Annotated in this window: 16 protein-coding genes and 1 pseudogene; 9 read left to right on the top strand and 8 right to left on the bottom strand. The window is 54.3% G+C overall.

The window, feature by feature from the left end:
• Positions 1-23: 23 nt before the first annotated feature.
• Positions 24-2600, bottom strand: a complete 2577-nt coding sequence (locus Pla22_RS00995; RefSeq protein ID WP_146512923.1) for a UvrD-helicase domain-containing protein — start codon at positions 2598-2600, stop codon at positions 24-26.
• Positions 2597-5488, bottom strand: a complete 2892-nt coding sequence (locus tag Pla22_RS00990; protein WP_146512922.1) for a PD-(D/E)XK nuclease family protein — start codon at positions 5486-5488, stop codon at positions 2597-2599. Before Pla22_RS00990 ends, Pla22_RS00995 begins: the two co-directional genes overlap by 4 nt.
• 368 nt (positions 5489-5856) lie before the next feature.
• Between Pla22_RS00990 and Pla22_RS00985 the strand changes: the two genes are divergently transcribed.
• A complete protein-coding gene (locus Pla22_RS00985) occupies positions 5857-6753 on the top strand; it encodes a DUF2062 domain-containing protein (protein WP_146512921.1) in 897 nt (298 codons plus the stop codon).
• On the top strand, positions 6750-8507 hold the full coding sequence (locus Pla22_RS00980; protein ID WP_146512920.1) for a TIGR03545 family protein: 1758 nt from the start codon (positions 6750-6752) through the stop codon (positions 8505-8507). Before Pla22_RS00985 ends, Pla22_RS00980 begins: the two co-directional genes overlap by 4 nt.
• A gap of 148 nt (positions 8508-8655) precedes the next feature.
• Here the strand turns inward: Pla22_RS00980 and Pla22_RS00975 are convergent, their stop codons facing one another.
• From Pla22_RS00975 to Pla22_RS00965, 3 genes are all read right to left on the bottom strand, one after another.
• Positions 8656-9468, bottom strand: a complete 813-nt coding sequence (locus tag Pla22_RS00975; protein ID WP_146512919.1) for a fumarylacetoacetate hydrolase family protein — start codon at positions 9466-9468, stop codon at positions 8656-8658.
• 2 nt (positions 9469-9470) lie between these two features.
• On the bottom strand, positions 9471-10904 hold the full coding sequence (locus Pla22_RS00970) for a phytoene desaturase family protein (RefSeq protein WP_146512918.1): 1434 nt from the start codon (positions 10902-10904) through the stop codon (positions 9471-9473).
• A 101-nt stretch (positions 10905-11005) separates the two neighbouring features.
• A complete protein-coding gene (locus tag Pla22_RS00965; protein WP_242631725.1) occupies positions 11006-11818 on the bottom strand; it encodes a hypothetical protein in 813 nt (270 codons plus the stop codon).
• 32 nt (positions 11819-11850) lie between these two features.
• On the opposite strand from Pla22_RS00965, the gene Pla22_RS00960 reads away from it, so the two are divergent.
• The 3 genes and pseudogenes from Pla22_RS00960 to mqnC all read left to right on the top strand — a co-directional run bounded on the left by Pla22_RS00960 (position 11851) and on the right by mqnC (position 14525).
• Entirely contained in the window at positions 11851-12492 is a 642-nt protein-coding gene (locus Pla22_RS00960; RefSeq protein ID WP_242631724.1) for an RluA family pseudouridine synthase, read from the top strand.
• Positions 12493-12572: 80 nt separating this feature from the next.
• A pseudogene (locus tag Pla22_RS25465) lies at positions 12573-13316 on the top strand (menaquinone biosynthetic enzyme MqnA/MqnD family protein); the annotation flags it as partial.
• A gap of 57 nt (positions 13317-13373) precedes the next feature.
• Positions 13374-14525, top strand: coding sequence for a cyclic dehypoxanthinyl futalosine synthase (gene mqnC / locus Pla22_RS25460; protein WP_207310357.1), 1152 nt, complete (start codon positions 13374-13376; stop codon positions 14523-14525).
• A 38-nt stretch (positions 14526-14563) separates the two neighbouring features.
• Here mqnC and Pla22_RS00950 read toward each other — a convergent pair whose 3' ends face one another.
• Together Pla22_RS00950 and Pla22_RS00945 are read right to left on the bottom strand one after the other, a co-directional pair.
• Entirely contained in the window at positions 14564-15484 is a 921-nt protein-coding gene (locus Pla22_RS00950) for an RluA family pseudouridine synthase (protein WP_146512916.1), read from the bottom strand.
• A 37-nt stretch (positions 15485-15521) separates the two neighbouring features.
• On the bottom strand, positions 15522-16967 hold the full coding sequence (locus Pla22_RS00945) for a DUF58 domain-containing protein (RefSeq protein WP_146512915.1): 1446 nt from the start codon (positions 16965-16967) through the stop codon (positions 15522-15524).
• 174 nt (positions 16968-17141) lie between these two features.
• Here Pla22_RS00945 and thiL point away from each other — a divergent pair, with 174 nt between their 5' ends.
• Entirely contained in the window at positions 17142-18047 is a 906-nt protein-coding gene (thiL, locus tag Pla22_RS00940; protein ID WP_146512914.1) for a thiamine-phosphate kinase, read from the top strand.
• Positions 18048-18093: 46 nt separating this feature from the next.
• Here thiL and Pla22_RS00935 read toward each other — a convergent pair whose 3' ends face one another.
• A complete protein-coding gene (locus tag Pla22_RS00935) occupies positions 18094-20028 on the bottom strand; it encodes a carbon starvation CstA family protein (protein ID WP_146512913.1) in 1935 nt (644 codons plus the stop codon).
• 128 nt (positions 20029-20156) lie between these two features.
• Here Pla22_RS00935 and Pla22_RS00930 point away from each other — a divergent pair, with 128 nt between their 5' ends.
• From Pla22_RS00930 to asnS, 3 genes are all read left to right on the top strand, one after another.
• Positions 20157-21227 carry an NAD(P)/FAD-dependent oxidoreductase gene (locus Pla22_RS00930; protein WP_146512912.1) on the top strand — a complete coding sequence of 357 codons (1071 nt, stop codon included), beginning with the start codon at positions 20157-20159 and terminating at the stop codon, positions 21225-21227.
• 168 nt (positions 21228-21395) lie between these two features.
• Positions 21396-23144 carry a divalent metal cation transporter gene (locus tag Pla22_RS00925; protein WP_146512911.1) on the top strand — a complete coding sequence of 583 codons (1749 nt, stop codon included), beginning with the start codon at positions 21396-21398 and terminating at the stop codon, positions 23142-23144.
• Between the two features lie 34 nt (positions 23145-23178).
• On the top strand, positions 23179-24573 hold the full coding sequence (asnS, locus tag Pla22_RS00920) for an asparagine--tRNA ligase (RefSeq protein ID WP_146512910.1): 1395 nt from the start codon (positions 23179-23181) through the stop codon (positions 24571-24573).
• The last annotated feature ends 12 nt before the right edge of the window (positions 24574-24585 follow it).

The following is a 24585-nucleotide window of genomic DNA, read 5'->3' as shown; positions in this document are numbered from 1 at the left end:
CAACTTTCGTTTTGTTTTGACGACTAAACATACCAGTCATCCTGACCCAATTCCCATAACACCGTCTCGGGCTGAGTGGGGTCTTCCTGACTGCCTACCGCGTGGTAAATCAACGAGCCGGCCGTTTTGGTCTCGTATGATTTCTTCGTCGCTGGCGGAACTACCATGTAAAGGCCTTGTCGCGCACGTGTCATGGCGACGTACATCAAGCACATCGCTTCGGTCATCGACGCACACGTGGCGTCACCGAACGCTTTCTGCCAAGCCGGCGTTAGGAAGTGCCAGTTGTCGTGGCTGAGATAACGCGTCAAACCTTCTGGGGGTGACCCCAGCTTTTTCGACATCGCGATAGGCTTACCGCTGGCGCGAACTAAATCGCCATCCAATTGTGGCAGCACGACGGCGTCAAATTCTAGCCCTTTGGACTGGTGAACCGTCATCACTCGCACTTTGGCCGCTTGAGGACGCTCGACTCGCTTTTCGCGAACCAACCGTACAAAGTCGCGTAGTCGCGGGGCCACGTTGGATTGGTACGCCAAGGCCAATCGCGTTAGCTGCTTCAACCGAATGGTATCTCGCGAATCACACACCGGGGCGATTGTCGCAGCCAATGACTCAATTGCTTCAGCTATCCCGCGTTCTTCCACTAGGTTGCGAACGAAGTCTGGCCCAAACCCTTCCTGTTCGCTTAGCGGAGAACTGGACACGTGCAGTTCCCAACGGCCGTCACCTGGATGGTCGGCCATCATCAGCGCCGACAAAATCACTTCCACGGCTGCCGAATCTGTCAGCGGGTTGCCACCCTCTTGCGAAACGTCGACTCCCATTGCTTCAAGCAGAAGGATCATCTCGGCAACGCCGCGGTTCGTTCGAGTCAAGATTCCAATGCTGCGGTTAGGGGCGACCGCATTGATATGCCGGACGATTCGGGCGGCATCTTCAAAGCAAGTCATACGCTTTTCGGTTGCATCACCTTCGCACTTACGTGATGTCACAAATTGAACGTGTCCAGCTAAGTCCTTCCTTGCGGTAACGTGCACGGGAAAGTCTTTCGCAAATTTGTCGATTGCAAATGCCTCGTGATAGCCGCGGTCCGCCTTATTCGTTTTGTCGGCATGGGAAACGATCGGATGTTTCGACAGGCATCTGAAGATCGCGTTAACCCCATCCATAATCACGGGGCTGCTGCGGAAACTTTCGTTTTGCTTCTTTTCTTCCACGTCAGGCACCTCAATGGCGACCGCGTCAAAAATCTGGGCTACCCCGCCCCGCCATCCGTAGATCGCTTGTTTCGTGTCACCTACGCAAAAGAATGAACGAGGGATTTGACGAACCTCTTCGGTCGCATTGGGGTTCACTTCCTCGCGATCCGATGCACAAGCTATCGCGAGTGGCCGAAGTACTTGCCATTGAACGGGCGAGGTATCTTGGAACTCATCAAGCAACAGGTGATCGACCGCACCATCCATGCGAGAGGACACGGATTGTTCGTCCAACGCTGCAAACTGACTCGCCAAGCGAATCGCGACATCGTCAAATCCCAACGCTCGTGCACTCTGTTTGAGTGAGTCGATTTGGTAGTCGTAGTTATGCAGTACGCTTCCGGTTGCCTCGTTCTGCGCCCGCAGCAATCGTAGCGTTTCACTCTTAGCGATTTCGAAAAGTACGTCAAAAGCTTCGTCCAAACCGTCCGGGAAGACACTGCGACCAAGTTTGACTGGGTCACCACTCCTGCGAGCCTTGGCGATATTCGTAATCAGCGTTTCACCATGCAGGCAAGCGAACTGTCGAGCTTGCAAAGCATCGCCCATTTTTTCGAGTTTTGCCTTCAGCGTCTTTTGCTTCGGTTTGGCGGTCAGCAACAATCCAGCCGCCCGAGTGATCACTTCGTTCTCGGGCAATGCCGGCGCCGATAGTTTCTTCCAAGCCTCTTCGCCCGCTTGCCGTTGAATCGAATAAGCTGTTTCCACGACGCCAATCAATTCGCGAACCACCGAGCGTTTGACTTCACCGCGCCCTAGCATCGAAAGCAGAGCGATCGTTTCACTGCGATCAAGCGTTCCAATCACTTGATCGATCGCCCGTTCCCGCATCCAAACCTCTTCTATTTCATCGGTCAAACGCCACGCGGGAGGCAAATTGAGTTCGAACGGGAACGATCGAGCCGCCTGGGCGAACAACGCATCGAGGGTGCAAATACGTAAGCGGTGAATGTTTCGCATCAGGTTGTCGAGCAGCGACAAGCAAGAGCTTCTCGGGAGCGAGGGAATGTCGACCTGAGCTCGAAGCGATTGAAGTGCCTTGTCGTCGTCCTCGTCTGCTGCTTTGGCCAACGAAATCAATACGCGAGAGAGGATCTCCCCGGCTGCCTTACGTGTGAACGTCGTCGCAAGAATCGTTTCCGGAGCGGCTCCTTGAAGCAAGATTCGAAGCAGTCTTGCGGTTAGTTGGTAAGTCTTGCCGCTTCCCGCCGAAGCTCGCACGAGCGTCGGTTGTAGATGGCCGAGTCGGTCTTCGATGGCTTCGTTTTCAACCGTAACGTCTCGTTCATCAGCCCATTGAAGAAGTGTTTGATTGGGGTCTGGTTTCGATTTGCTCATTCGCCTTGCCCCCACACTTCATCTCGGTCAAGCATTCGGTCTGCGATGCCGGTCTGAAGAATCATGCTGTAGTCGTCGAAGTCAACGTGTTGGTCGGTCGGTTCAAATTCCTCGCGAAGCACACCCGATACACACCGACAGATAATTTCATCGGCCTCGTCTAATTGCTCTGGCGTAAACGTTGCCAGATTGATTTTTGTTTCCTCGTCTTTCTCGCTAACGTTGAAGTATCCCAGTTCGACGTTAGCGGGCGACGCATCCTTCCCAAGATCCAAATATGGAATCATCATCCGATACAGAGGCAATTGCAGGTCGATCCAAGTGGGAACACCATCAATCTTTTTGAAGTGTTTTTTCTCGGGTGAATGTCCATGCGTTTTGTAGTCCAAAATCGCCCAGCGTCCAGTTTGAGCATGAAAGTCGATGCGGTCGAAGCGTCCGCGGATTCCCATCTTTCCTTCGGGGACCGTGATGCACGCTCCCGCCGATTCGCTGACCGATGCTTCGGTTGCGTGGATGGTCCAGCCTTGTTCAATGCGTTGGGCTTGTTCAATGGCAACCGCCTTAAGCCGACGTTCAGCTTGCGTGACTTGCAACGTCACTGCCATCGACGTGTCCCCGCCATAGTAGCGATCAGCGTAAGCGTGTAAGTATTCCAACAAAGCCGCTTCAATTTTGGAAACGCTTGATTCGCCTTTGTAAGGCGAGTTGCCAAAGTCTTCTAACGCTCCGTGAACGAGATCACCGAATTGATTCGCCGCTAGTTCACGCCCTTCATCATCAAGTGGTTTGTATTTCAATACGTGGCGTATGTAAAAGCGATACGGACAGGTCAGGTAGTCGCGAAACGCCGTAACGCTCATGACCTTGACGATCGGATCGCTGGCCGATTTCCGTTCTTTGGAAAGGTCAAATTTTGGAATGGGCAGATGAGTAACGTCGGGTCCTTTGTCCCAGCTATGAACAACCTGTGCCAGTTCGCGTTTCCCCTCAAGCAAATTGCGGACACGTCGAGCGATGTCGGGTTTGGGAGCTGCGGCGATCAAACGACTTGGGGGTGTGGGCGAACCGTCGGCACCGTTTTTACCAACGATGAATCGCGTGTGCCGTCGCGTCGAAAGAACCAACTGCGCGGCGTAAATGTCACGAGCAAATCGTCGATCGTTGTCCGCCATTCGCAACATCGTGCGCAATGAACCTGGCAAGAACGGGTCGCTGGTCACCGCCGACGGGACGAACGGGTGATTAAATCCGATCACGGTCATCGCATCAGCGTCATCAAGAGCCAAATCCAGCCAACCGATGATCTCAATGTCATTGGCGTCGGGCGTGCCCACCACTCGCAGGTCGGCAAGTCGTACCGACATCATCTCCATCGCAATTCCCCCGGTCACGGTCAGGTCCAAGTCAGAATTGAGTGATGCAAACCTCTGCAAGAGTGTTTTCGCCGCGTGAGTAGCCATCGACGTGCGGTGCGATTGGTGCTCCGGTAGCGGCGATGGCACCGAGTCCAGCCAATCTGCGATCGTGCTACACCAGCCGCCGATCGTTTTGGTTGCTGACTTTCTACTCGCTGATTTTTTGCCTGCTGATGTTTTACCTAGGCCACCCCAAAACGGTTGAAGCCATTGGTCGACCCACTTCGCGACCTCGATCGCTACGGAGTGCCTGCTAATCGCAACCGTGGGAAGTTCGCCGTCGATGCGCGTAGGATAGTGATTCGCCAACAACCCGTCTAAGTTTTCGATCCACTTGGCGGAGTTTTCCAGTTCAAGCGACTGAGTAATCTGGTGAGCCACGTGGGAATGACGAACCAAAGCAGCCAACGTTCGCCACGTGCGAAGCTGCAAGTGAGCCGACGTCAAATCGAACAGCCTTCCGATTGAAGTCGAGGCAACGGTCCAACCGAGTCCACGAAAAGTGTGATGTCCCGATCCTCGAAGTTCCATTTCTACCGGCCCAACGTGAGTTTCGTCGGTGACGCCAATCACGACGCGTTGGCCGCTTTCTCGATGGCCCACGACTTTGATTTGTTCGTCAAGCGATTGAGCAACCGCGACCGCTTGGTCAGAAATATCGTCCGCAGGAACGAGGTGTTCATCGTTAAGTGGCAATTCGTGTTCGAGCCATCGCTCGGTGTGAACGCAGCCGAACTTGTCAAATCGATTGGCCATGCTTTTCGGCGCCGCCACCATCGCAATCACGTCCGCTTTGGCCACCTCCAACATCCGCAACAACAAATCGCTCATGTCGCTGGTTCCGATCAGCACGATGGTTTGATCGCAGCGGCATGATCGCTTTTGAATTGCATCGATCCGAGCATTGTCGGGATCGGCAAGCTGCACTCGTTCGAGTTCCGTTTCGTACTGGTGCGAAAGCGTCGCCAATAGTTCCCAGCGGCGTTTTTCTCCGTCGGTTTCTGCTTGACCGGCAACGTCGTCAAACGAAAGCATACTAGTGGAAAGCTCACCGTGCAGTCTGCGAATGGTGCCGGCGAGTTCCAACCAAGCGCCAACGGCATCTTCCGTTGGTAGGCTCGGCACCAAAACCTTTAGATCATCAGCATGCGTGTGACGCAGTACCCCCGCCCAGGCCAGCGTTTGTTCAAACTCTAATGCGGCTGGATAGTTAGGATGATAGAGCCGTTCAGGAAGCTCGCCGGTGGTAATGATGGTGGGTAGCTCTAGCATTAAGGATGCTGAAGCGGTCGCATCGAAGAGCAGCTTTTTCAAACGATTGGCGCCGCGAGCGGTTGGAAGAACGCACAGCACGTTTTCGAGCTCAACTCGATCATCGACTTGAAACCGACTGATCAAGGTTTGCACGGCCGCTGGCAACAAGGGAGCGTCCCAGCCCAAGTAAATCGTTTCACGTAAGTTTTGTTTCACGGTTCCCTACCGATCGAGTCTGCGAGTCGACTAACGTCAGCCTCAGGAGGACAACGTGCTTCCGGATTGATTTCTATCCAGGCAGAACAGTGTCGCCCAGCGCTTTGACACGTTTGGTCAAAAGCAGTAACAGTCTCTCAAATCGAGACGTATTCGGCTACGGACGCACGTGATTGCAGTTTCACTTGCGAAACCCCATTGCCGCAAACCATCGTGAAACTGCTCCTCTGATAAAATTTGCGGCTTGTATTGAATGAACAGGCAAAGTTTGCCGATAACAACGAATGAATGTCCACTCGAAAGGGCTCTGTACGCATGTTCGTGAGTGATTTCGAGGAACAATCCTAGCGCATGGAGGCGCAAGCTCGATGATCCTTTGGACGATAAAACTGATTGGCTTTGTGCGAAAGGCGATTGCGGGACGTAAGTACCCGTCGCAGCTCGCTTGGGCCGTCGCCTTTGGCGTGCTGCTGGGAATCGTTCCGCACGGCAACTTGCTCGCTGTCGCGATTCTTTTTGTGGTTCTGTCGCTTAGGCTTAACCATGCGATGGCAGCACTTACCGCCGTCGGTGTCTCGTTCTTGGCAACCAAGCTTGATCCGGTTTCGCACACACTTGGCGAAACCATGCTCAATCACGAAAAGATCTCGCCCATCGCGATGCAGGTTTGGGAATTTCCCATGGTGCCTTGGACGGATCTAAACAACACCGTCGTGCTAGGAAGTTTCACCATCGGCTTGGTCGCGTTGCTGCCGATTTTCTTGATCACGTATCCCGTTTTTAGGATGTTCGCACCCAAGGTCAATGCTCAAGACGAGACTGAGCAAGGTGACTTGGGCGAAGCAAAAGCAACCACAAAAAAACGTCGTCAGCGAAGTTCGTCCGACGAGATCACCTACGTCGATCACGGCCAGGTTGGTGTCCCATCGCCGCGACGCGATCAGCAAGACCAACCAAGTCCTCGCCCAACGCGATCTGAAAAGGCAGACGGCGAGCCGATTCATTTCGTTGAGATCCAACGGACCGATCCACCTGTGGGTATCGCTGCACCTGCTTCGCATAGTGACCACCGAAGCACGGTCGAAACTCGTATCGACGTCATCCGCGTCAAAGATTCCGCGGACGCCCACCAAAATTCATCTGACACATCTGCATCGCCAGTCGCGGATCGCAAGGTCGCCGACAATGAAGCTCAGCCGATGGACGAAGCACTGAACTATCTGCTTCGCCAATTGCGAGACTCGCAGCAAAGGAACGTAGCATGATTCGCTGGACATTCGTTTTGACACGGCTGATTGTCGTTGTCGCCATTGTTGTATTGTTGGGCTTCGGACTCGGTCCCGTTGCCAGCTATGTTACGGTTCGAGGAATCGAGCAAGCGACTGGCGCAAAAGCCGAGATTGCTAATACCAAGGTGGGCTTGTTCCCGCCTCGAGTGCAGTATCTCGATGTTCATATCGCTGATCCGCGTGACGACAAGGAAATGCGTGACGCCGTGGTTGCCGACTCGATCGAATTGGTCATCGATGGCCAAGCGTTGATGCAACGTCGCTGGGTTGCCAGTGATGGTCGCATCACGGGATTGAAGATTGGCACCCGTCGTGAGAGCTCGGGACACCTCGAAAAAGAGCCTGAGGAAGAAGTCGAAAGCACCGGTCCATCGATGCTCGATCGCTTGGTCGGCGATGCCAGTGACAAACTATCTGACACCGCCGATGCCGTTGTCGGTGATCTCGAAACCCTTCGCCGCAGCAAAGAAATCCGTGCTCGCTGGGAAACCGAATACGCGAACATGACGGACCGCGCTCGAGCCTTGGAACAAAGCATTCGCGAAATTCGTGATCGTGCTCGCGGCATCGACAATCCTCTTCGCGACTGGGAAGAATTGCAACGCACCCTCGCCGAAGCACGTGCCGCTCGTGATGAACTACTTCAAATTCGCACCACGATCGATGGACTGCCCGGGCAACTGCAGACGGACCTTGCTGCACTCGACGAAGCCAAGCGAATCGACATGGAAAAGGTTGACCGGTACGTTCCCGGCGATTTAACCGGTGCCGGCGAATTTGGCGTCGATATCATCGCCAGTTCAGTGCGAGATCAAATTGCTCAAGTGAAATCGTATCTCGATGGAGGTCGGACGCTTGCCAACTACACCATCGTCGCGCCAGAGACCGAGCGGACTCGTGGTGAAGATTACGATTTGAGTTCGGTTGCTCGTCCGAGTTTGATGGTCCGCCGATGTGAAATTGGTGGCACCATGCGAGCGGGCGGTGACATCTACGAAATGACCGGCGTGGTTGAAAATATGACGCCGAGCCCCGACCTGTTGGCCGAACCGACTCGAGCTCGTTTGAACTTAGATGGCCCTGATTCGATGCGAGTGGAGTACGTGCGTGATCGTCGAATGGGCAACGATGTTGACCTGATGACACTGCACTGGCCTGAAATGAATGCCAAGCCAATGAAACTTGGTAAGGGTGGTTCAGCGGTCGCCGTCAGTGGCGGCAAGCGAGAATTGTGGGTTCAAATTCGCACCGAAGGTGATGCCGTTGAAGGTCGGTTCGTCAGCAAACAAACGGGAGTACAACTTGACCTCAACGTAGCTGATAAGTTCGCCGGCAAGGCGGGTGTTGAATCGCTCCGCAACAGTCTTGCTGCAGTTGATCGCATTGAAGTCGACGCAAACTTTTCAGGTACCTGGAAAAAACTCGATCTGAATATGAACACCAACCTTGGCCAGATCTTGCGTCGGGCTGGCGAAGATGCGGTGGCCGATCAATTGCGTGCTTCGAAAGAGAAGTTGGCGGCCGAGGTGAACAAGGTTCACGCTGAGCAAACGATGGCACTTCGACAATGGCTCAGCGAACAGGCTGGCGAAGCCCGCACGTTATTAGCCAGTGCAGACGCTTCCATCGAAGAGATGCGAACAAAAGTGTTAAGCAAGGTTGGCAACACCGACGAGGTCGAAATGATCGGCAGTCGTCTGCGAAGTGCCGTGATGGGATCGCTACGTTAGTGTCGATCACCATCGCGACTAGCTTGCGAAGTCATTTAAAGATGACGCAGCAAAGCTGGGTCGATGTTGTGTTGGCATACTGCCATGGCAACAGTGCGCCGGCAATACTGCACCGGCAACACGACAATTCGTCCCTGCCCAAGCGTTGTCACGCCTCAGCTTGGCAAACGTTTTCTAACCGACCGATGCCGTCGATTTCTACGGCGCATTGGTCGCCCGGGGCTAGGAAGACGGGGGGATTCCTGGCTGCACCAACGCCTGGCGGTGTACCGGTGTAAATCAAATCACCGGCCTTCAAGGTGACAATCTGCGACAGGTGACTGATCAGCGTCGGGATGTCAAATATCAACTGAGCTGTGGTGCTGTCTTGAACCACGTCGCCATTGAGATGCATTCGCACTCGGACGTTGGCTGGGTCCGGGATCTCGTCCTTGGACACCAAGCACGGGCCCAGCGGAGCGAACGTATCAAACGACTTTCCCAGCAACCATTGACCACCGGGACGCCCTTTTTGCCAATCACGCGCTGACACGTCGTGGCCACACGTGAATCCAAATACGTGGTCCATTGCGTCGTTGACGTGGACGTGTCGACCTGACTTGCCGATCACCACTACCAATTCAGCTTCATAGTCAACTCGGTTTGCGACCTTTGGCAGGATGATCGCATCGCCGTGTCCCACCAAGGCGGTGTTGAACTTGCTAAACACAACTGGTTCGGTCGGGATATCCGACCCAGTCTCGATGGCGTGGTCGCGATAGTTCAACCCAATGCAAATGATTTTCTCGGGATTGGGAACCGGGGGCAACAAACGTTCGGGCATGGGCAGCCACGTATCGTTTGGTTCAACCTTGGTGGTATAGAACTGATCATCGGACAGATCGACCGGACAAATCCCGTGATCGGGATGGTAGATCGCGGTGCGAGGACCGTCGGTGGTTTGGAAACGACAAAGTTTCATGGCTAGACGTGGACACTTTCATTGTGCAGTTGCGAGTCGACTTCGTTGCTAACGATGACTCCGTAGTTAATCGCTCCGAGCCAGCCGCTCATGATGATTCCGACGCTGCCCGCGTGATACATGCCACCAATTTGCTGTGGCAGTTCTCGGCTGACACCCAAGCCTTCAAATTTGGTTCCAAAACTTGCGCCCATTTCATGTTGCGTATAGTGGTGGAACGTCTTCGGCGTGGCGGCTTCGGCGCGGTCTATCTTGTTGCGAACACCCGGGATGTATTTTTCAAGTGCATCGATGGTGGTTTCCACCAAGTCCGCTTTGCTGGCGATGTAATCTTCTTCGCTTAGATCCGCCCAGTCCGACCAATTGGCATTGGTGCTGCTAACGATTGCAAAGCGTTCTTTGGCTTTTTGAGGACGTGTGCGAGGATAATAGAAGCTAAACGTTCGGCTAGTGATGTCTCGCGAGAGCAACAAGTCGGTGCGAAACTCTTTAGCGGTACTCGTGAAGAACAGATCGCCCGAGGACTCATCGATCGTCTCCCCTTCTTTAAGTGCCATGTAGACCTGGGTGCTGCTGTTGTTCAATCGCACCTCTTGAGCCTTCTCGACAAAGCCGGGGTCGAGTACTTCTTTGCCCAGAAACTTAAGGACGGTCGTGCGCAAATTCGCGTTGCTGACCACGGCACGGCATCCGATCGTGCGACCGTTAACTTCGACGCCTGCGACGTGGCCATCTTTGACGACAATTTTTTCAACCGGGCAATTGATTCGAATGTCGACGTTGTTGGATTCGAGTTCTTTCTTCATGCGGGCGACCAAGTCTTCGGTGCCGCCTTCGTAAATGAAGACACCTTTGCTCATGAAGTTGCTGAAAACGATGCCGTAGGTAATCGCGGGGTCTTCGAGCGTGGACCCGTTCGCATAGGTGATCGGTTCCATTAGCAATCGCACCACATCATCGCGGCCGGGAAAGAACCGGTCAAACAATTGGCGAGTGGTGGTAGCTTGATCGTCGTAGAAGTTCATCCCACGAGCGGTGTCGAAGAACTCGTCAACGGTGTTCTTTTCAATACCAAAGTCGCTTGTCAGCAACCGCGTGAAGTCTTCGCGGTTGAAGGTTGTCGTCAGCGAGAATTGCGGGTTGTCGAAGCGAATGTTTTTAAGTTGAACGATTCGGTCGGCAATATCACGGTTCCAATAGCGACGACACGACTTGATCATGCCATGCGGAAATCCATGCAACGAGACGTCAAAGATATGACCACCGGGACGAAGAAACCAAGTCGCTAGTCCGCCGAGCTTGTAGTGTTGTTCGAGAAGTAGCACGCGATGACCAGCGCGGCCCAAAATATTGGCCGACGTCATGCCCGCCAAACCGCTTCCGATCACAACGACGTCGTATTGGTCAGAGGCACCTTTGAGAAAGTCTTTGGCCATGGGGAAATTGGTTTTTTGGTAGCAGGTTTCAGATGACAGGCAGAGGCAACTCGGTGAATCACAGGAATGCCGTGGCTCACACGGTGTCGCCCCGTGCCTACTTATAACGTTCCCAAATCGGGTTGCAGTTCTGCATAGATGCCAATTTGGTCCTCTTCGGGCGGCTTATCACCGTACAACATTAGGCTGCCCTCGCCGACCAGCCATCGTTCGTCCAACACTCGAATCGTTTGATCACCCGCGGCCGCGAACGTTTGTCCGCGAGGAATTCCGGTGCTGATGACGTCATGAGAGCCTCGGAAAATACGCACCTGATTCGGCGGCAAGGCGGTCGCCATTCGCTTGTTCCCGGATTCGGACGAGATCAATGCGGAAATTTTCCAGCGATCGTCGCGAGGGTCCTCCATCACTCGTAAAGTCACCAGCGACTCGCCTGGCGGCACCGGTACCGCACCAAACCAAGCTGGCTTGGCTGAGTTTCGCGGCCACACGGAACTATACGCCAAACGATACTTAAGAGGGGGGCTGCCGACTTCCGGTGTCGGGACGCGTATTCGGACGCGATAGGTCAGTGGTTGATCGCTGGGAGCTCTCGCTGCGGCAATTTGTCCTGCCTCGGTATCCGATAGGTATCCAGTTTCCGCTCGCAATCGTGCTAGTTCATCGGTCGCAGATCGCAATCGCGTGATCGAGGCAAACAGGCCCATCCCTAGCATCGCAATCGTCAGCAGGCCGATGTATTCTCGGAGCGATAACTGAAAACGAGCTTGATTCCGAACCGGTTCGCCCTCGTTGGTTTCAGTAATGTTGGCCTCACAGCACTGGTCGTCGCCATGTTCGGGCTCGCTATGTTTGGGCTCGCAGCGTGTTGCAAAGTGGCGAGTGGGTTCGGTAGGGGGCGGATTTTCGTTCACAAGACGATTGTAGCCCTGATGGCGAGTGGAAAATGATACCGATTCTTCAAAGCGAACCAACTTGGATAGCCGTCGATAAGCCAGCGGGGCTGCCTACCCAAGCACCACCACAATTCCCGTCGCTCGAAAATGCACTCAAGGATCAACTCAAAGATCAATTGGGTGAACACGCTCGCTATCTCGCAATGCCCCACCGCCTGGATGTGCCCGTTAGCGGAGTGATCCTGGTAGCACTGACCAAAAAGTCGGCTCGGCTGCTCAGCGAACAATTTCGGGCTCGCAAAGTTCTCAAAACTTACCAAGCTGTAGTTGCCGGAGACGCCACCCAGATCGATGCCCATTGGAAAGATTGGATTCGAAAGGTCGATCAGCAACCCCGCGTCGAGCGAGCGAGCGAATCCGATCCGGGAGCACAACTCGCCGAGACCCGAGTCACCCGAGCCGATTTCGATACGGTGACCCAGACCACGCGATTGACGCTAAATCCCCTCACCGGACGGATGCATCAACTGCGAGTGGGGGCGGCTTGGCGAGGGTTCCCCATCAATGGGGACGCGATTTACGGTCCGAGTTCGGATGCTGGGATCCCGATTGCCCTTCGTGCTGTCTCGATTGAGTTTCATGATCCCAGAAGCGGGAAGCGAGTTACGGTTTCAGCCGATCCCTTGGCTTAATCGCGTTGCCACCGGTGCCGCTAAGCGGTTATTCCAGTAAAGTTGGACGACAAAATTCCCTTCGCCTTTGGTCCCAAGTCATGCTCCGCATCGGTGCTGTTTCCTATCTGAACACCAAACCGCTGATTCATACCTTGCCGCAGCAACTCGGTGATCGCGGTGAGTTGACGTTGGACTTGCCCAGTCGGTTGGCCGACGATTTGGCTTCGGGCAAACTCGATGTGGCGTTGATTCCAATTGTCGAGTTTTTTCGTGGGAACGACTACGAAATTATTTCTGATGCGGCGATCGCTTGCCGCGGTCCGGTTTGGAGCGTTCGTTTGCTTAGCCGTGTTCCGGTTGAACAAATTAAGCGTTTGGCTTTGGATGAAGGCAGTCGCACCAGCGCCGCGATGGTGCGAATTCTGTTGAAGGAAATGCACGGACTGATGCCGGAAACGGTACCGATGACGATGGATCAATCGCCGGAGTCCGTTGACGCTGATGCAATCTTGATGATTGGCGACCGTGCAATGCACCCTGCTCGCGGGGTCTACCGAACGATCTGGGATCTTGGTGATCGTTGGTGCCGATGGACGGAAACTCCGTTTGTCTTCGCAGCCTGGGTCGCTCGCAAGGGATTCGACAAAAAAGGTGTCTCTCGATCCGACTTGGTTTCAATGTTGCAGGCTTCACGCGACAGCGGGCTAGAGAGTTTCGAGTCGATTGCAGACGTCGAGGCGGCCAAGCATGGGCTGACCAAAGAAGACGTTCACCGTTATTTTGCAGAGAACCTTCATTTCCATCTCGGGCGCGGCGAGCGTTTTGGGATGGAAAAGTTTCACCAAAAAGCGTTTCAAATGGGCTTCGTGCCCTCACCATCCCCTAGCGACAATCCCATCATGATTGCTACTTCGACTGATTCTGTTCGCCATATTTTGGACAAGGCTATTGAAGGTGAAAGACTCACGCCCGAAGAGGGTTTGGCTCTTTTGGAAAGTCACGACTTGGCCGCCATCGGTGCTGCGGCTGATAAGGTTTCGCGACGCATGCACCCCGAGGAATACCGCACCTACAACGTTGATCGGAACATCAACTACACCAACGTGTGCACCGCCGTTTGCAATTTCTGCGCGTTCTATCGTGGCCCCAAGAGCGACGAAGGTTACGTTTTGCCTCGCCAAGAATTGCTTGAGAAGGTTGGCGAGACAGTGGCCTTGGGCGGCGACCAAATTTTGATGCAAGGTGGTCTCCACCCCAAGTACAAACTCGATTGGTATGAAGAACTCTTACGCGACATCAAAACCGCGTATCCACAGGTCAACATTCACGGTTTTAGTCCACCCGAGTTGCACCATTTCACGAAGGTCAACAACCTCTCGATCGAGGAAGTGCTCACGCGATTGAAAGCTGCTGGTTTGGGCAGTATTCCTGGCGGTGGAGCCGAGATTCTGGTCGATCGAGTTCGAAGCGAAATCACGCGCGGCAAAGTGATGACTGACGATTGGCTCAACGTGATGCGAGTTTGGCACAGGTTAGGCGGCATCAGTACGGCGACGATGATGTTTGGTCACGTGGAAACGTTAGCCGAGCGAATCGAACACCTTGATCGTATTCGGTCGTTGCAGGATGAAACGGGGGGCTTCACGGCGTTTATCTGTTGGACATTCCAGCCTGATAACACCGAGATGGACAACATCTCGCCCAAGGGTGCCTTTGAGTATCTCAAGACACAAGCGGTTTCTCGTTTGTATCTCGACAACGTGCCGAGTATCCAAAGCAGTTGGGTCACTCAGGGGCTCAAGATTGGTCAGCTCGCGATGACATTTGGTGCCAACGACATGGGCAGTCTAATGATCGAAGAAAACGTTGTCGCCGAAGCCGGTACCGTTCACTTTCTTACGCTCGATCAGATCCGCGAAGCGATCACGGAACTAGGGTTTGTGCCCCGGCAACGTGATGTGTTCTACAACTTGGTTGATGAAGAACTCGAACAAAAAGCGATCTTGGCAAATCGAAACAAGACGCCTGAAAACTTGGTTCAGCTTGGTTGAGTTGCCACGGGCAACGAATGCGGCGCGATTGGTAGCGTTTACCTTGCCCCCGCCATGAATTTTTGCATGGGCGTTGGCAGCGGCGATTCGAAGGACAATGTTTCGCCAGTAACCGGGTGCACGAACTCAAGTGACTTGGCGTGCAACGCGATCCGTTTCTTTACCCAACCATCGTGGGTGGCCTTCTTCGGTTCGTACCGTTGGTCGCCCAGAACCGGATGCCCGGCTTCGGAAAGATGGACGCGGATTTGGTTTCGCTTGCCCGTTTCTAGGGTTAGTTCGACGTGGGTCGCATCGGACAATCGCTTCAGGACTCGATAGTGAGTGATTGCTCGTTCGGTGTCTTTCGATGGCCGAGTGCTGTACTGATCCAGGTTGTTACCTGTTGCGAGGTGCGAATCGAATGTTCCCTGGTCGTCAGGCATGACGCCCGCGACGATCGCAGAATAAAGACGCTTGGGTTTGCGTTGTTTGAATTGTTCGATCAACGCATCGGCGACTTCTTCCTGTTTCCCAAAAACCAGCAAGCCGCTAACCGCCCGATCGAGTCGGTGGACTAGGAATGCTTCTCGCTTGCGACGTGAATGGCTCAGGTAAAGTGAAACACGTTCGACTAGCGTGTTGCGGTCGTTGTAGTCGGTGGGGACGGTCAAGACGCTGGCGGCCTTTTCGACCACGATCAAATGCTCGTCCTCAAAGACGATGCTGAACGTTCGGTCTTCCCACGACTTCTTGTTCTCTTTGTAGCGTCTTGCATCGTCATAGGTCAGCGAGACGACGTCGCCTTCGGAAACCGATTGTCCGATCGAACGGCAAGGCTTGCCGTTGACCGAGACGCAGCCTTGATCGACCATCCCTTTGACTTGCGAACGGGAGGTTTCCGCGAGCTCACGAACGACCAAATCGAGCCGCCCTACGCGTGGAGCGTCTATGGTTATGGTTCGAGTCGTGATCGCCATTCAGGATGCTTTGCTAAGTAGATTGCCAGCGCACTGCCTACAGCAGGTGCTTGGCTTTGATTTCGAGATACTGGTTGACCAGTGGGGCCGTTAATTCATCGGGAAAGGCGTCCACGGTCAAGACACCACGATGTCCAAGGTCACGGATCACTTGGTCACGCCACAATAGAATGTCGGCGGCCGCAGCGGCTTTGTACATAGCAAAATCGTCTCCATCACCGACTTCACCAGGGCTATCGGCGGCGTCAAACATTTGGCGATCGCGAAGCAAGACCCCCAGTGGCAGATGTTGCCCGCTGATATTTCCCAAGTAATCCGCTACCGCACCCGCGTTGACTTCGTCAATTACATTTGTCGCCAACACTACCAAACTTCGTCGTTTGCAGTGAGTGGATAAATAAAGGAACGCTTGGTCATAGCGAGATTCCACCAACCGCGGGAACTGATCAAAGCCGGCCTGCAAAAGCCGGTTCATTTGGCTGCTGCCACCTCGAGGTGGAATGTATGAATGAATGGTGTCGGAAAAGCAAAGCAAACCGACGGAATCGCCCTGCGAAAGTGCGACGTACGCCATCATCAACATCGAATTGAGTGCGTGGTCAAGCAAGCTGTAACCGTCACGGCTATTGGTCATCATGCGGCCACAATCAAGCAAAAAGATGATGCGTTGACTCTGGTCGCTTTGAAATTGGCGTACCGTTAATTTCCGACGGCGTGCCGTGCTTCGCCAATCGATGTGGCGGTAGTTGTCGTCACGCGAATAATCACGGAGTCGTTCGAAGTCGCTGTCCTGGCCGATGCGGCGCGTCTTACGGACGCCGATCAGGCTCAGTCGATTCGTGCGAGCAAGTAACGCGTAGTCCGCAAGTTGCTTCATGTCCGGATAGACCTTCAGCGAGTCCTGGACTTCGATGCGGACGTGTCGAACCCACAAACGGCAAAGGCTGTTGAACTTGAGGTAGACGTGCTGAAGTTCGAACGATCCACGGCGTCCAGGCGTTAGCTTTCGTTTGGCTGACATCTGCGATCGAGGAGCCAATCGGAGCGCGTGCTCGCTCGGCGTGCAACTAAAATGTTCGGGCAGGTCGTCGCGAACCTCACCGACTAACGTCATTCCTGAGCGGTTTTCGATCGTCACTTCGCTATCGAATGGTACTCCTAAAGAGACCGTCCGAGCGATCGAGCGACTGGCTTGGATCCCGTAATTTGACTGGACATAGAGCAGCACCAGATCGGCGCTCGCTAGAAGCAGCAATGCAACATCGATCGCCGCGGTGACAACCAAGAAGTTCGGAGCAAAGATCGTGACGATGCAGCAGGCAACGGAAATCGTCAGCAAAACAATCCACCAAATCGAAGGGTAGATCTTCAGTTTCCAAGCCGACAATACCAGCGGCAGAGCAAGCAGAATCAGCAGCAGCCAAGGAAGTTGGACCTGCCATTGAAACTGGTTTTGCAGCGATTCGCGTAGAGATTCATTCATGAAGGGCGTCGTCAACAAAACGAGGCAAAAATGCCTCCGATTGATAAGGGCGTCGAAATGCGACACGCTCAGTGTAACGGCCAATTGCGGTTTACGCTTGGTGGCCGACTTAGCCGAGCCATGGTCTCAACGACCCAGCCATTCCTTAACCATTGAAATTCTTGCACTGAAACTATGGAACAGTCTTTTCTTGCCTACCTACGTGGTCGTTGTCGTTCGCTTCCCCAAGTTGCCGTTGGGATCGGTGATGATGCGGCTGTGATCGATTCTTCGAGTGGTCAAACCATCGCTTGTACCGACCAGATTATTGAAGGCGTTGATTTCGTATCGGGGGAACATTCTCTTCATGACGTTGGTTACAAGGCGATGGCCATCAACCTGAGTGATATTGCCGCGATGGGAGCAATTCCCAAGTCAGCGCTGGTGACGCTGTCGTTGCCCAAGTCCAATGCGACGCGGATTGCGGGCGATGTTTACGAAGGGATCCTCGAAGCGGCGACCGAGTTCCAAGTAGCGATCGCCGGTGGAGATATCTCGACTTACGACGGTCCACTTGCCATCAGTGTCACGCTGTTGGGAGAAGTGCCGACCGGATCCGCTTGGTTGCGCAGTGGAGCCCAGGTCGATGACGCGTTGTTAATCAGTGGCGCGGTGGGTGGGAGCCTACGAGGGCGACACTTGCGACCGAAGGCGCGGATTGAACTAGCCAATCGACTGCGTGAACTCGTGCAAGTAACCGCGGCGATTGATATCAGTGACGGATTGTCGCTGGATATGGATCGACTTCTCGCGAAGAGCGGCGTTGGTGTGGAACTTGACATCGACACGATTCCCATTCACGAAGACGCGATCGCCATGTCGGAAACGTCCGGACGTACGCCATTTGAGCATGCTTGGAGCGACGGCGAGGATTTTGAATTGATCGTTACGATGAGCCAAGCGGATGCGGATAAGCTTGCCGAAGAAGACCTAGGCGTGAAGTTGACCCAAATCGGCCGGACCACCAGTCGCACCGGATTGTGGAAACGAGAAAACGGACGCCACGAGCGTTTGGCGCCGCAGGGTTACGTGCACAAATAGGCTGCGTTCAAAAAGCAGGATACGGTCACAAAACCGTAAGCCTGAATCACGAGGCAGCCTGCTCTTTGGCGCTGACCTCTAACACGCCCTTCACCTTGGGCCAAAGAATCGCTGCTTCGATCAGCATCCAAGCTTCCAGAATCAAGGTTGCTGATCCCACAAAGATCACGACCCAATTTGGCGTTTCGGCATCTATCCACTTGGGCAGGTCGGTCAACATCGCCCAGGCAGGCACCGCGAGCATGAAAATCATCGGGATCACGATGAACCAAACCGGAATTCCACGTCGCCATAGGAAGAACGAGATCACCAAGAATGCAAGACCGGCAAGTAGCTGATTGGTGGCTCCGAACAACGGCCACAAGATCAGACCGCCTTTGCCCGCATAAGTTGACAACCACCAAGTTGCCCCGGCGATGCCACCTTCGGCTGCTTCGCCCGGATTCAATTCTGGTGAAATGTTTCCCGCGATTGCATCCGACAACGTAACGGGTGTGTTGGAAGCTGGTAGGGCCGCAATCACCAGCGCCAATAGCACTGCAAAAATCGTAGCGCCGTGTTTATTGGTTAGCCATGTGATCGGATTTGACGACACGTGAACGTCGGATGCTTCTTTTCCTCCCGCAAATGTGGCGGCAAGTTCCTGGACAACGTAGCGTTGCAGTCGGCAAGCGGTATCAAGGGTCGTGCCAGCGAAGGAGGCAACCAGGACGCCCATGATCGCGATGGCAATCTCAGCAGGAATCGAAATCGCCTTCAAGAAATTTGCCGAGCCGTCGACAAACGCACCGACTTTTGCACCCAGCCCACTAGCTGATGCCCACGTTGCGTAACGAGCATCAAACGCTTCTTTTCCGAACACCACGTCGCCTGCTGAATCAAGCGATCCTAGCCCGAGTCCGGCCACGCACGCCAAGATCACAAGCGTTGCCAAAAAACCTTCCGTCAACATTGATCCATAGCCAACGAACTGAGCGTCGGTTTCCGTGCGAATTTGCTTGCTCGAGGTTCCCGACGAAACAAGGCAATGAAAACCGCTGCAGGCACCACAGGCAATGGTGATGAACAAGAACGGAAGCACTGGCGGTGCGCCCTCGGGAGCCCAACGAACCATCGGAGCAACGATTTCGAGCGGGACGCGTTCGCCGCTTGGGGCGAGCCCACCGACCAAACCAGCGACAACCAATCCAATGACCACCAAGCCCAACGCCGTGATTAACTGCAGCGAATTGATGTAGTCACGGGGTTGCAACAGCAGCCACACGGGAAGCACGGATGCGACGTACGAATAGGCCAACAAGATCAACACCCACGTCAGAATCGACCAGCTCGCCATCCATTCGTTGAGCGTTCCCAGGAAACCCGAGTTGCCAAAGATCAGCGTCACGTACATCGTCGCCAACGCCAGCAGCGATGGGATCAACAACCCGGCACCTTTTCGATGCAGCCACGAACCAATCGCGACCGCGATTGGAATCTGAACTAAGCAGGGGATGATTGACGATGGGTATTGCTTGAAGACCGCAGCAATCACGAGGCCGAAAATCGCCAGCACAATGGTCAACGCCATGAACAGGATCAAAAGAAACAACAGCCGGACTCGTCGGTTGAGTACCCGACCGGCAACGTCGCCCACGGTTTGGCCGCGGCTGCGCATGGAAACGACCAACGCTCCGAAATCGTGAACCGCTCCGACGAAAACCGAGCCCAAAAGCACCCACACCAGCGCTGGTAGCCATCCCCACATCACGGCGATTGCGGGGCCGACAATTGGCCCCGTCCCAGCGATTGACGTGAAATGGTGCCCAAATAACACGCTGCGATCGGTAGGCACAAAATCGCAGTCATCGCTCAGTTCCACCGCTGGGGTAACACGTTCGGAATCAAGGCGGAAGATCGTGCGGGCCAGCCATTTTCCATAAGTGTGATAGGCGACGAAATAGCCAGCCATCGTGAGGGCAGCGATCAGCAGTGTTGTCATGAATTTTGTTCGGTTTCGACAATATTTAGTGCGATTTCCAAAGGCGGCTGTGGTCTACGTCAATCGTGGCCAGGTTCGTATACTGCCTTCAACTCGAATCATCAGTCTAACGAAGGAGCTTTCCGCCTGTGTCGGAACAAATAGAAAAAACGGTCATCATCGGAAGTGGTCCCGCCGGATGGTCAGCCGCCATCTACGCCGCACGAGCCAACTTGGATCCCGTGCTTTACGAGGGAACTTACAAGCCTGAAATGATTCCGCTGGGGCAATTGGCCTACACCACGGAAGTCGAAAACTTCGCTGGCTTCCCTGCTGGGAATATCCGAGCATTCGTGGAATCAGCCGTCGACAAGTCTCGCCATTACAATCTGCCGCCTGCGCCTGAAGGTCACGTCCGCGACGGACAACCACACTACGCCGTTCAGGGCGTTGAGTTAATGGAGCTGATGAAGCAACAGGCACTTAACTTTGGCACCCGCGTGGTCAGCGACGACATCGAAAGCGTTGATTTCTCGATGAGTGGCGTTCATACGCTCAAACCTGCCTCGGGTGACGCCATCAAGGCTCGCACCGTGATCATCGCAACGGGCGCTCGCGCAAATTACCTTGGTCTGCCTTCCGAAGAGGAATACAAGAACAAGGGTGTCAGTGCCTGTGCGGTTTGTGACGGAGCCTTGCCCACCTACCGAGCCAAGCCGTTGGCCGTGATTGGTGCAGGCGACTCGGCAGTCGAAGAAGCAACCTATTTGGCCAACTTGAAGGATGCCGCAACCATTTACATGGTCGTTCGCCGTCATGAAATGCGAGCCAGCAAGGTGATGCAAGATCGCGCGCTCAATCACCCCAAGATCGAGATCATTTGGAACCATGTGGTCGATGAAGTGGTCGGTGATGGGAAACTAGTCACCGGGTTGAAGCTCAAGAGCACCGTTGACGATGGTACTCGCGACCTCGCGGTGGGCGGCATGTTCGTTGCCATTGGTCATACGCCCAACACTGCGTTCTTGGGCGGTGCCATTGATATGAACGAGTCGGGTTACATCAAATGGACGAAGCCTTTCCGCACCAATACCAACGTCGAGGGCGTCTTTGCCGCTGGCGATGTTGCGGATGATTACTATCGCCAAGCGATCACTTCGGCTGGAACCGGTTGCATGGCAGCCTTGGACGCCGAACGCTACTTGGCGGAACAAGAATAGTCAGCAATAGAAAGGCATCCGTCGGTGCTAATTGGTCACCGCGTCTGGGGAAAATGCCGTAGCGAAAATGCCGTAACAACGTTTCGTTAGTTCCGGCCTACGGCATGGTTCGCGTTCAGCTATGATGTTGGCCGTTACGAATTCCCACCTTCGCACCCGGACGCGAATATGCCTCACCCGAGCCCTGCTGAATCCACTGTTGCCGTCAATCCTAAGGTCGAAGCCGACCGCAAGTTGCTTCGCGATGCTCAAGCCAACGGCAAGGTGCTGGGCACGTACGTGCGTCTATCAGGACCAGGCTGGCTGCAGAGCGCAATCACGCTCGGCGGTGGTTCACTAGCCGGTTCGTTGTTCCTGGGCGTGTTGGGTGGTACCAGCATGTTGTGGCTGCAAATCGTAGCCATCGTTTTAGGGGTCGTGATGCTTTCGGCGATCAGCTACGTCACGCTGTCCACCGGTCGTCGCCCCTTCGAGGCCATCAATCGCGAAATCAATCCAGCACTCGGATGGGGATGGCTGGTCGCGACCATCATGGCCAACATGATTTTCTGCATGCCGCAGTTCAGTCTGTGTTACGACTCGCTGGACAAGAACTTGTCGACACTCGGTGGCGGTGCTGGATTGGGGGGCGATGCGACAACAAAATGGATCGTCACCATCACTTTGTTGGTAGCGGCTGGGTTCGTCGTCCTGCTCAACACCCGCCAAGGTAAGGCCGCCAAGTTTTTCGACTTGTTCTTGAAAGCTCTTATCGGCATGGTGGTGATCTGCTTCTTCGGCGTTGCCATTTTGTTGTTCGGCAAGGGGCAAATCGACGTCGGGGCGGTATTTGCCGGAATGATTCCTGATTTCAGTCAATTTGCAAAACCGGCGGGTGACCTGCGTGGATTGGTCGATGGTTTATCCCCCACCGGCCAGGAATTCTGGACGGGGAAATTGATGGGCACTCAGCGTTCGGTCATGATTGCCGCGATCGCCACGGCGGTAGGGATCAACATGACGTTCCTGTTGCCTTATTCAATGCTGGCTCGAGGTTGGGACCGACCGTTTCGCGGTTTAGCCCGGTTCGACTTGTCGACCGGGATGGCGATTCCGTTTGTGTTGGTCACCAGTTGCGTCGTGATCGCGGCTGCGGCTTCGTTTCACAACAACATTGATGACCAGTTGGCTTCAACCAGTCTTGTTGAAATGCAGGAATCGCCCATCTATGAAGGAGTGAAGTCGAATCTTCTCGCTCGCGTTGATGCCGAACTTGGTGAAGCGAGTGCAGCGACGGATGAAACGCAAAAGCTAGAGATGATGGCTGCTCTTCCGGAAGCCGAGAAGCGAGTTGCCGCTGCTCTGGTTAAGCGAGATGCCTTTCAGCTCTCGCAGACTCTTTCGCCGTTGTTGGGCGAAGGCAAAGCGAAGTTGGTTTTCGGGTTGGGTGTGTTTGGGATGGGATTCTCGACCATCATCATCCTGATGCTAATCAACGGATACGCTTTTCGTGAGCTGTTCGGAAAGCCTGATAGCCAGGGCATCTTTGTCGCTGGGGTATTGGTGGCGGGTTTGTCCGGAGCAAGTTGGGTATGGCTCTGGACTGACGATGCGACGCGGTTTTGGCTTGCGATTTTTGCCAGTACGTTCGCGGTGATGCTGCTTCCGATTGCCTACTTCACGTTCTTCTTGATGATGAATAGTCATCGTATTCTCGGTGATGACAAACCGACGGGGGCACGTTTGTGGGGATGGAACATCATGATGGGGTTGGCCGTTCTGGGGGCTGTTGCCGCAGCGGGTGTGGCCATGTACGAAAAGGCGATGGATAAGGGTAATCCCGTCGCATTTTACGTGGTGATCGGTATCTTTGTCTTCTATTCGTTGGCCGTCGTGCTAGGGTTCTTCCTGCGTCGACCCACGAGTGTTTCTGCTTAAGTTCGCTCTCGTTTGTTTCCCAAGGATGACCGACATGACCGCTTGGATTTCGGTGGCTAACGCCCGTAAAGAAGAGGCAATCGCCCCTCGTGCTGAAGTTCGGGGTTGGGTACGAACCCGTCGTGATTCAAAGGGTGGGTTCAGTTTCATCGAGGTTAACGATGGGTCTTGCTTCGGCAATCTGCAAATCGTTGCGCCGGCGGAATTGGCGAACTATGAGTCAGAGATCCAGAAGTTGTCCGCAGGCTGCAGCATTGTCGCCACCGGAGAATTGGTCGCCTCGCCCGCGAAAGGTCAGGCGACCGAAATGCACGCGACCGAAGTTCGCGTGATTGGTTGGGCAGATCCCGAAACGTATCCCCTGCAAAAGAAACGTCACTCGTTCGAAAAGCTGCGCGAGTGGGCTCACCTGCGGCCTCGTACCAATACGTTTGGCGCGGTCGCTCGGGTGCGAAATCAAATTAGCCAATCGATTCACGACTTCTACCACGAGCGAGGGTTTCTGTACGTCAATACGCCAATCATTACCGCCAGCGATTGTGAAGGTGCCGGCGAAATGTTTCGCGTGACGTCTCTTGATTTGGAAATGCTCGCGAAGAAAGGCGGGCCGGTGAAGTATGAGTACGACTTCTTTCAAAAGCCGGCCTACTTGACCGTTAGCGGTCAACTCAACGGCGAAACGTACGCAACCGCGCTCGGACGAATTTACACGTTCGGCCCGACTTTTCGTGCTGAAAACAGCAACACGTCGCGACACTTGGCCGAGTTCTGGATGGTGGAGCCCGAAGCGGCGTTCTTTGATCTGAACGACAACATGCAATTGGCGGAAGACTTCTTAAAGCGAATCTTCACGGACTGTTTGAATCATTGCGAAGAGGATATGGCATTTTTTGATTCGATGATCGAAAAGGGCAAAGTGGATCAACTCAAAGCCGTGGTCGAAAAACCTTTCACCCACATGCCGTACACCGAAGCGATATCCATACTCGAATCAACAACGGAAAAGTTCGACTATCCGATTAGCTGGGGCACGGACCTGCAAGCCGAACACGAACGGTTCTTGACCGAAAAACATGTTGGCGGTCCTGTGATTTTGACGGACTATCCTTCGACGATCAAACCGTTCTACATGCGTGTTTCCGAGGACGGCAAAACGGTCGCGGCGATGGACGTGCTTGTGCCGGGGGTAGGAGAAATTATCGGTGGCTCTCAGCGGGAAGAGCGGCTTGATGTGTTGCAATCACGAATGGACGAAGCGGGGCTCAACCAAGACGATTATTGGTGGTACATCGACACGCGGAAGTATGGCACCGTTCCTCATGCGGGTTTTGGCCTCGGGCTTGAACGTGCGGTTCAATATGCGACCGGTATGGCGAACATACGCGATGTGATTCCGTTTCCTCGGACTCCTGGCAACGCTGACTTCTAAAATGTGCGTGTC

Source organism: Rubripirellula amarantea, assembly GCF_007859865.1.
In the GTDB taxonomy this organism is placed as follows: Bacteria; Planctomycetota; Planctomycetia; order Pirellulales; family Pirellulaceae; genus Rubripirellula; species Rubripirellula amarantea.
This window is presented reverse-complemented; position numbering and strand designations above follow the sequence as displayed.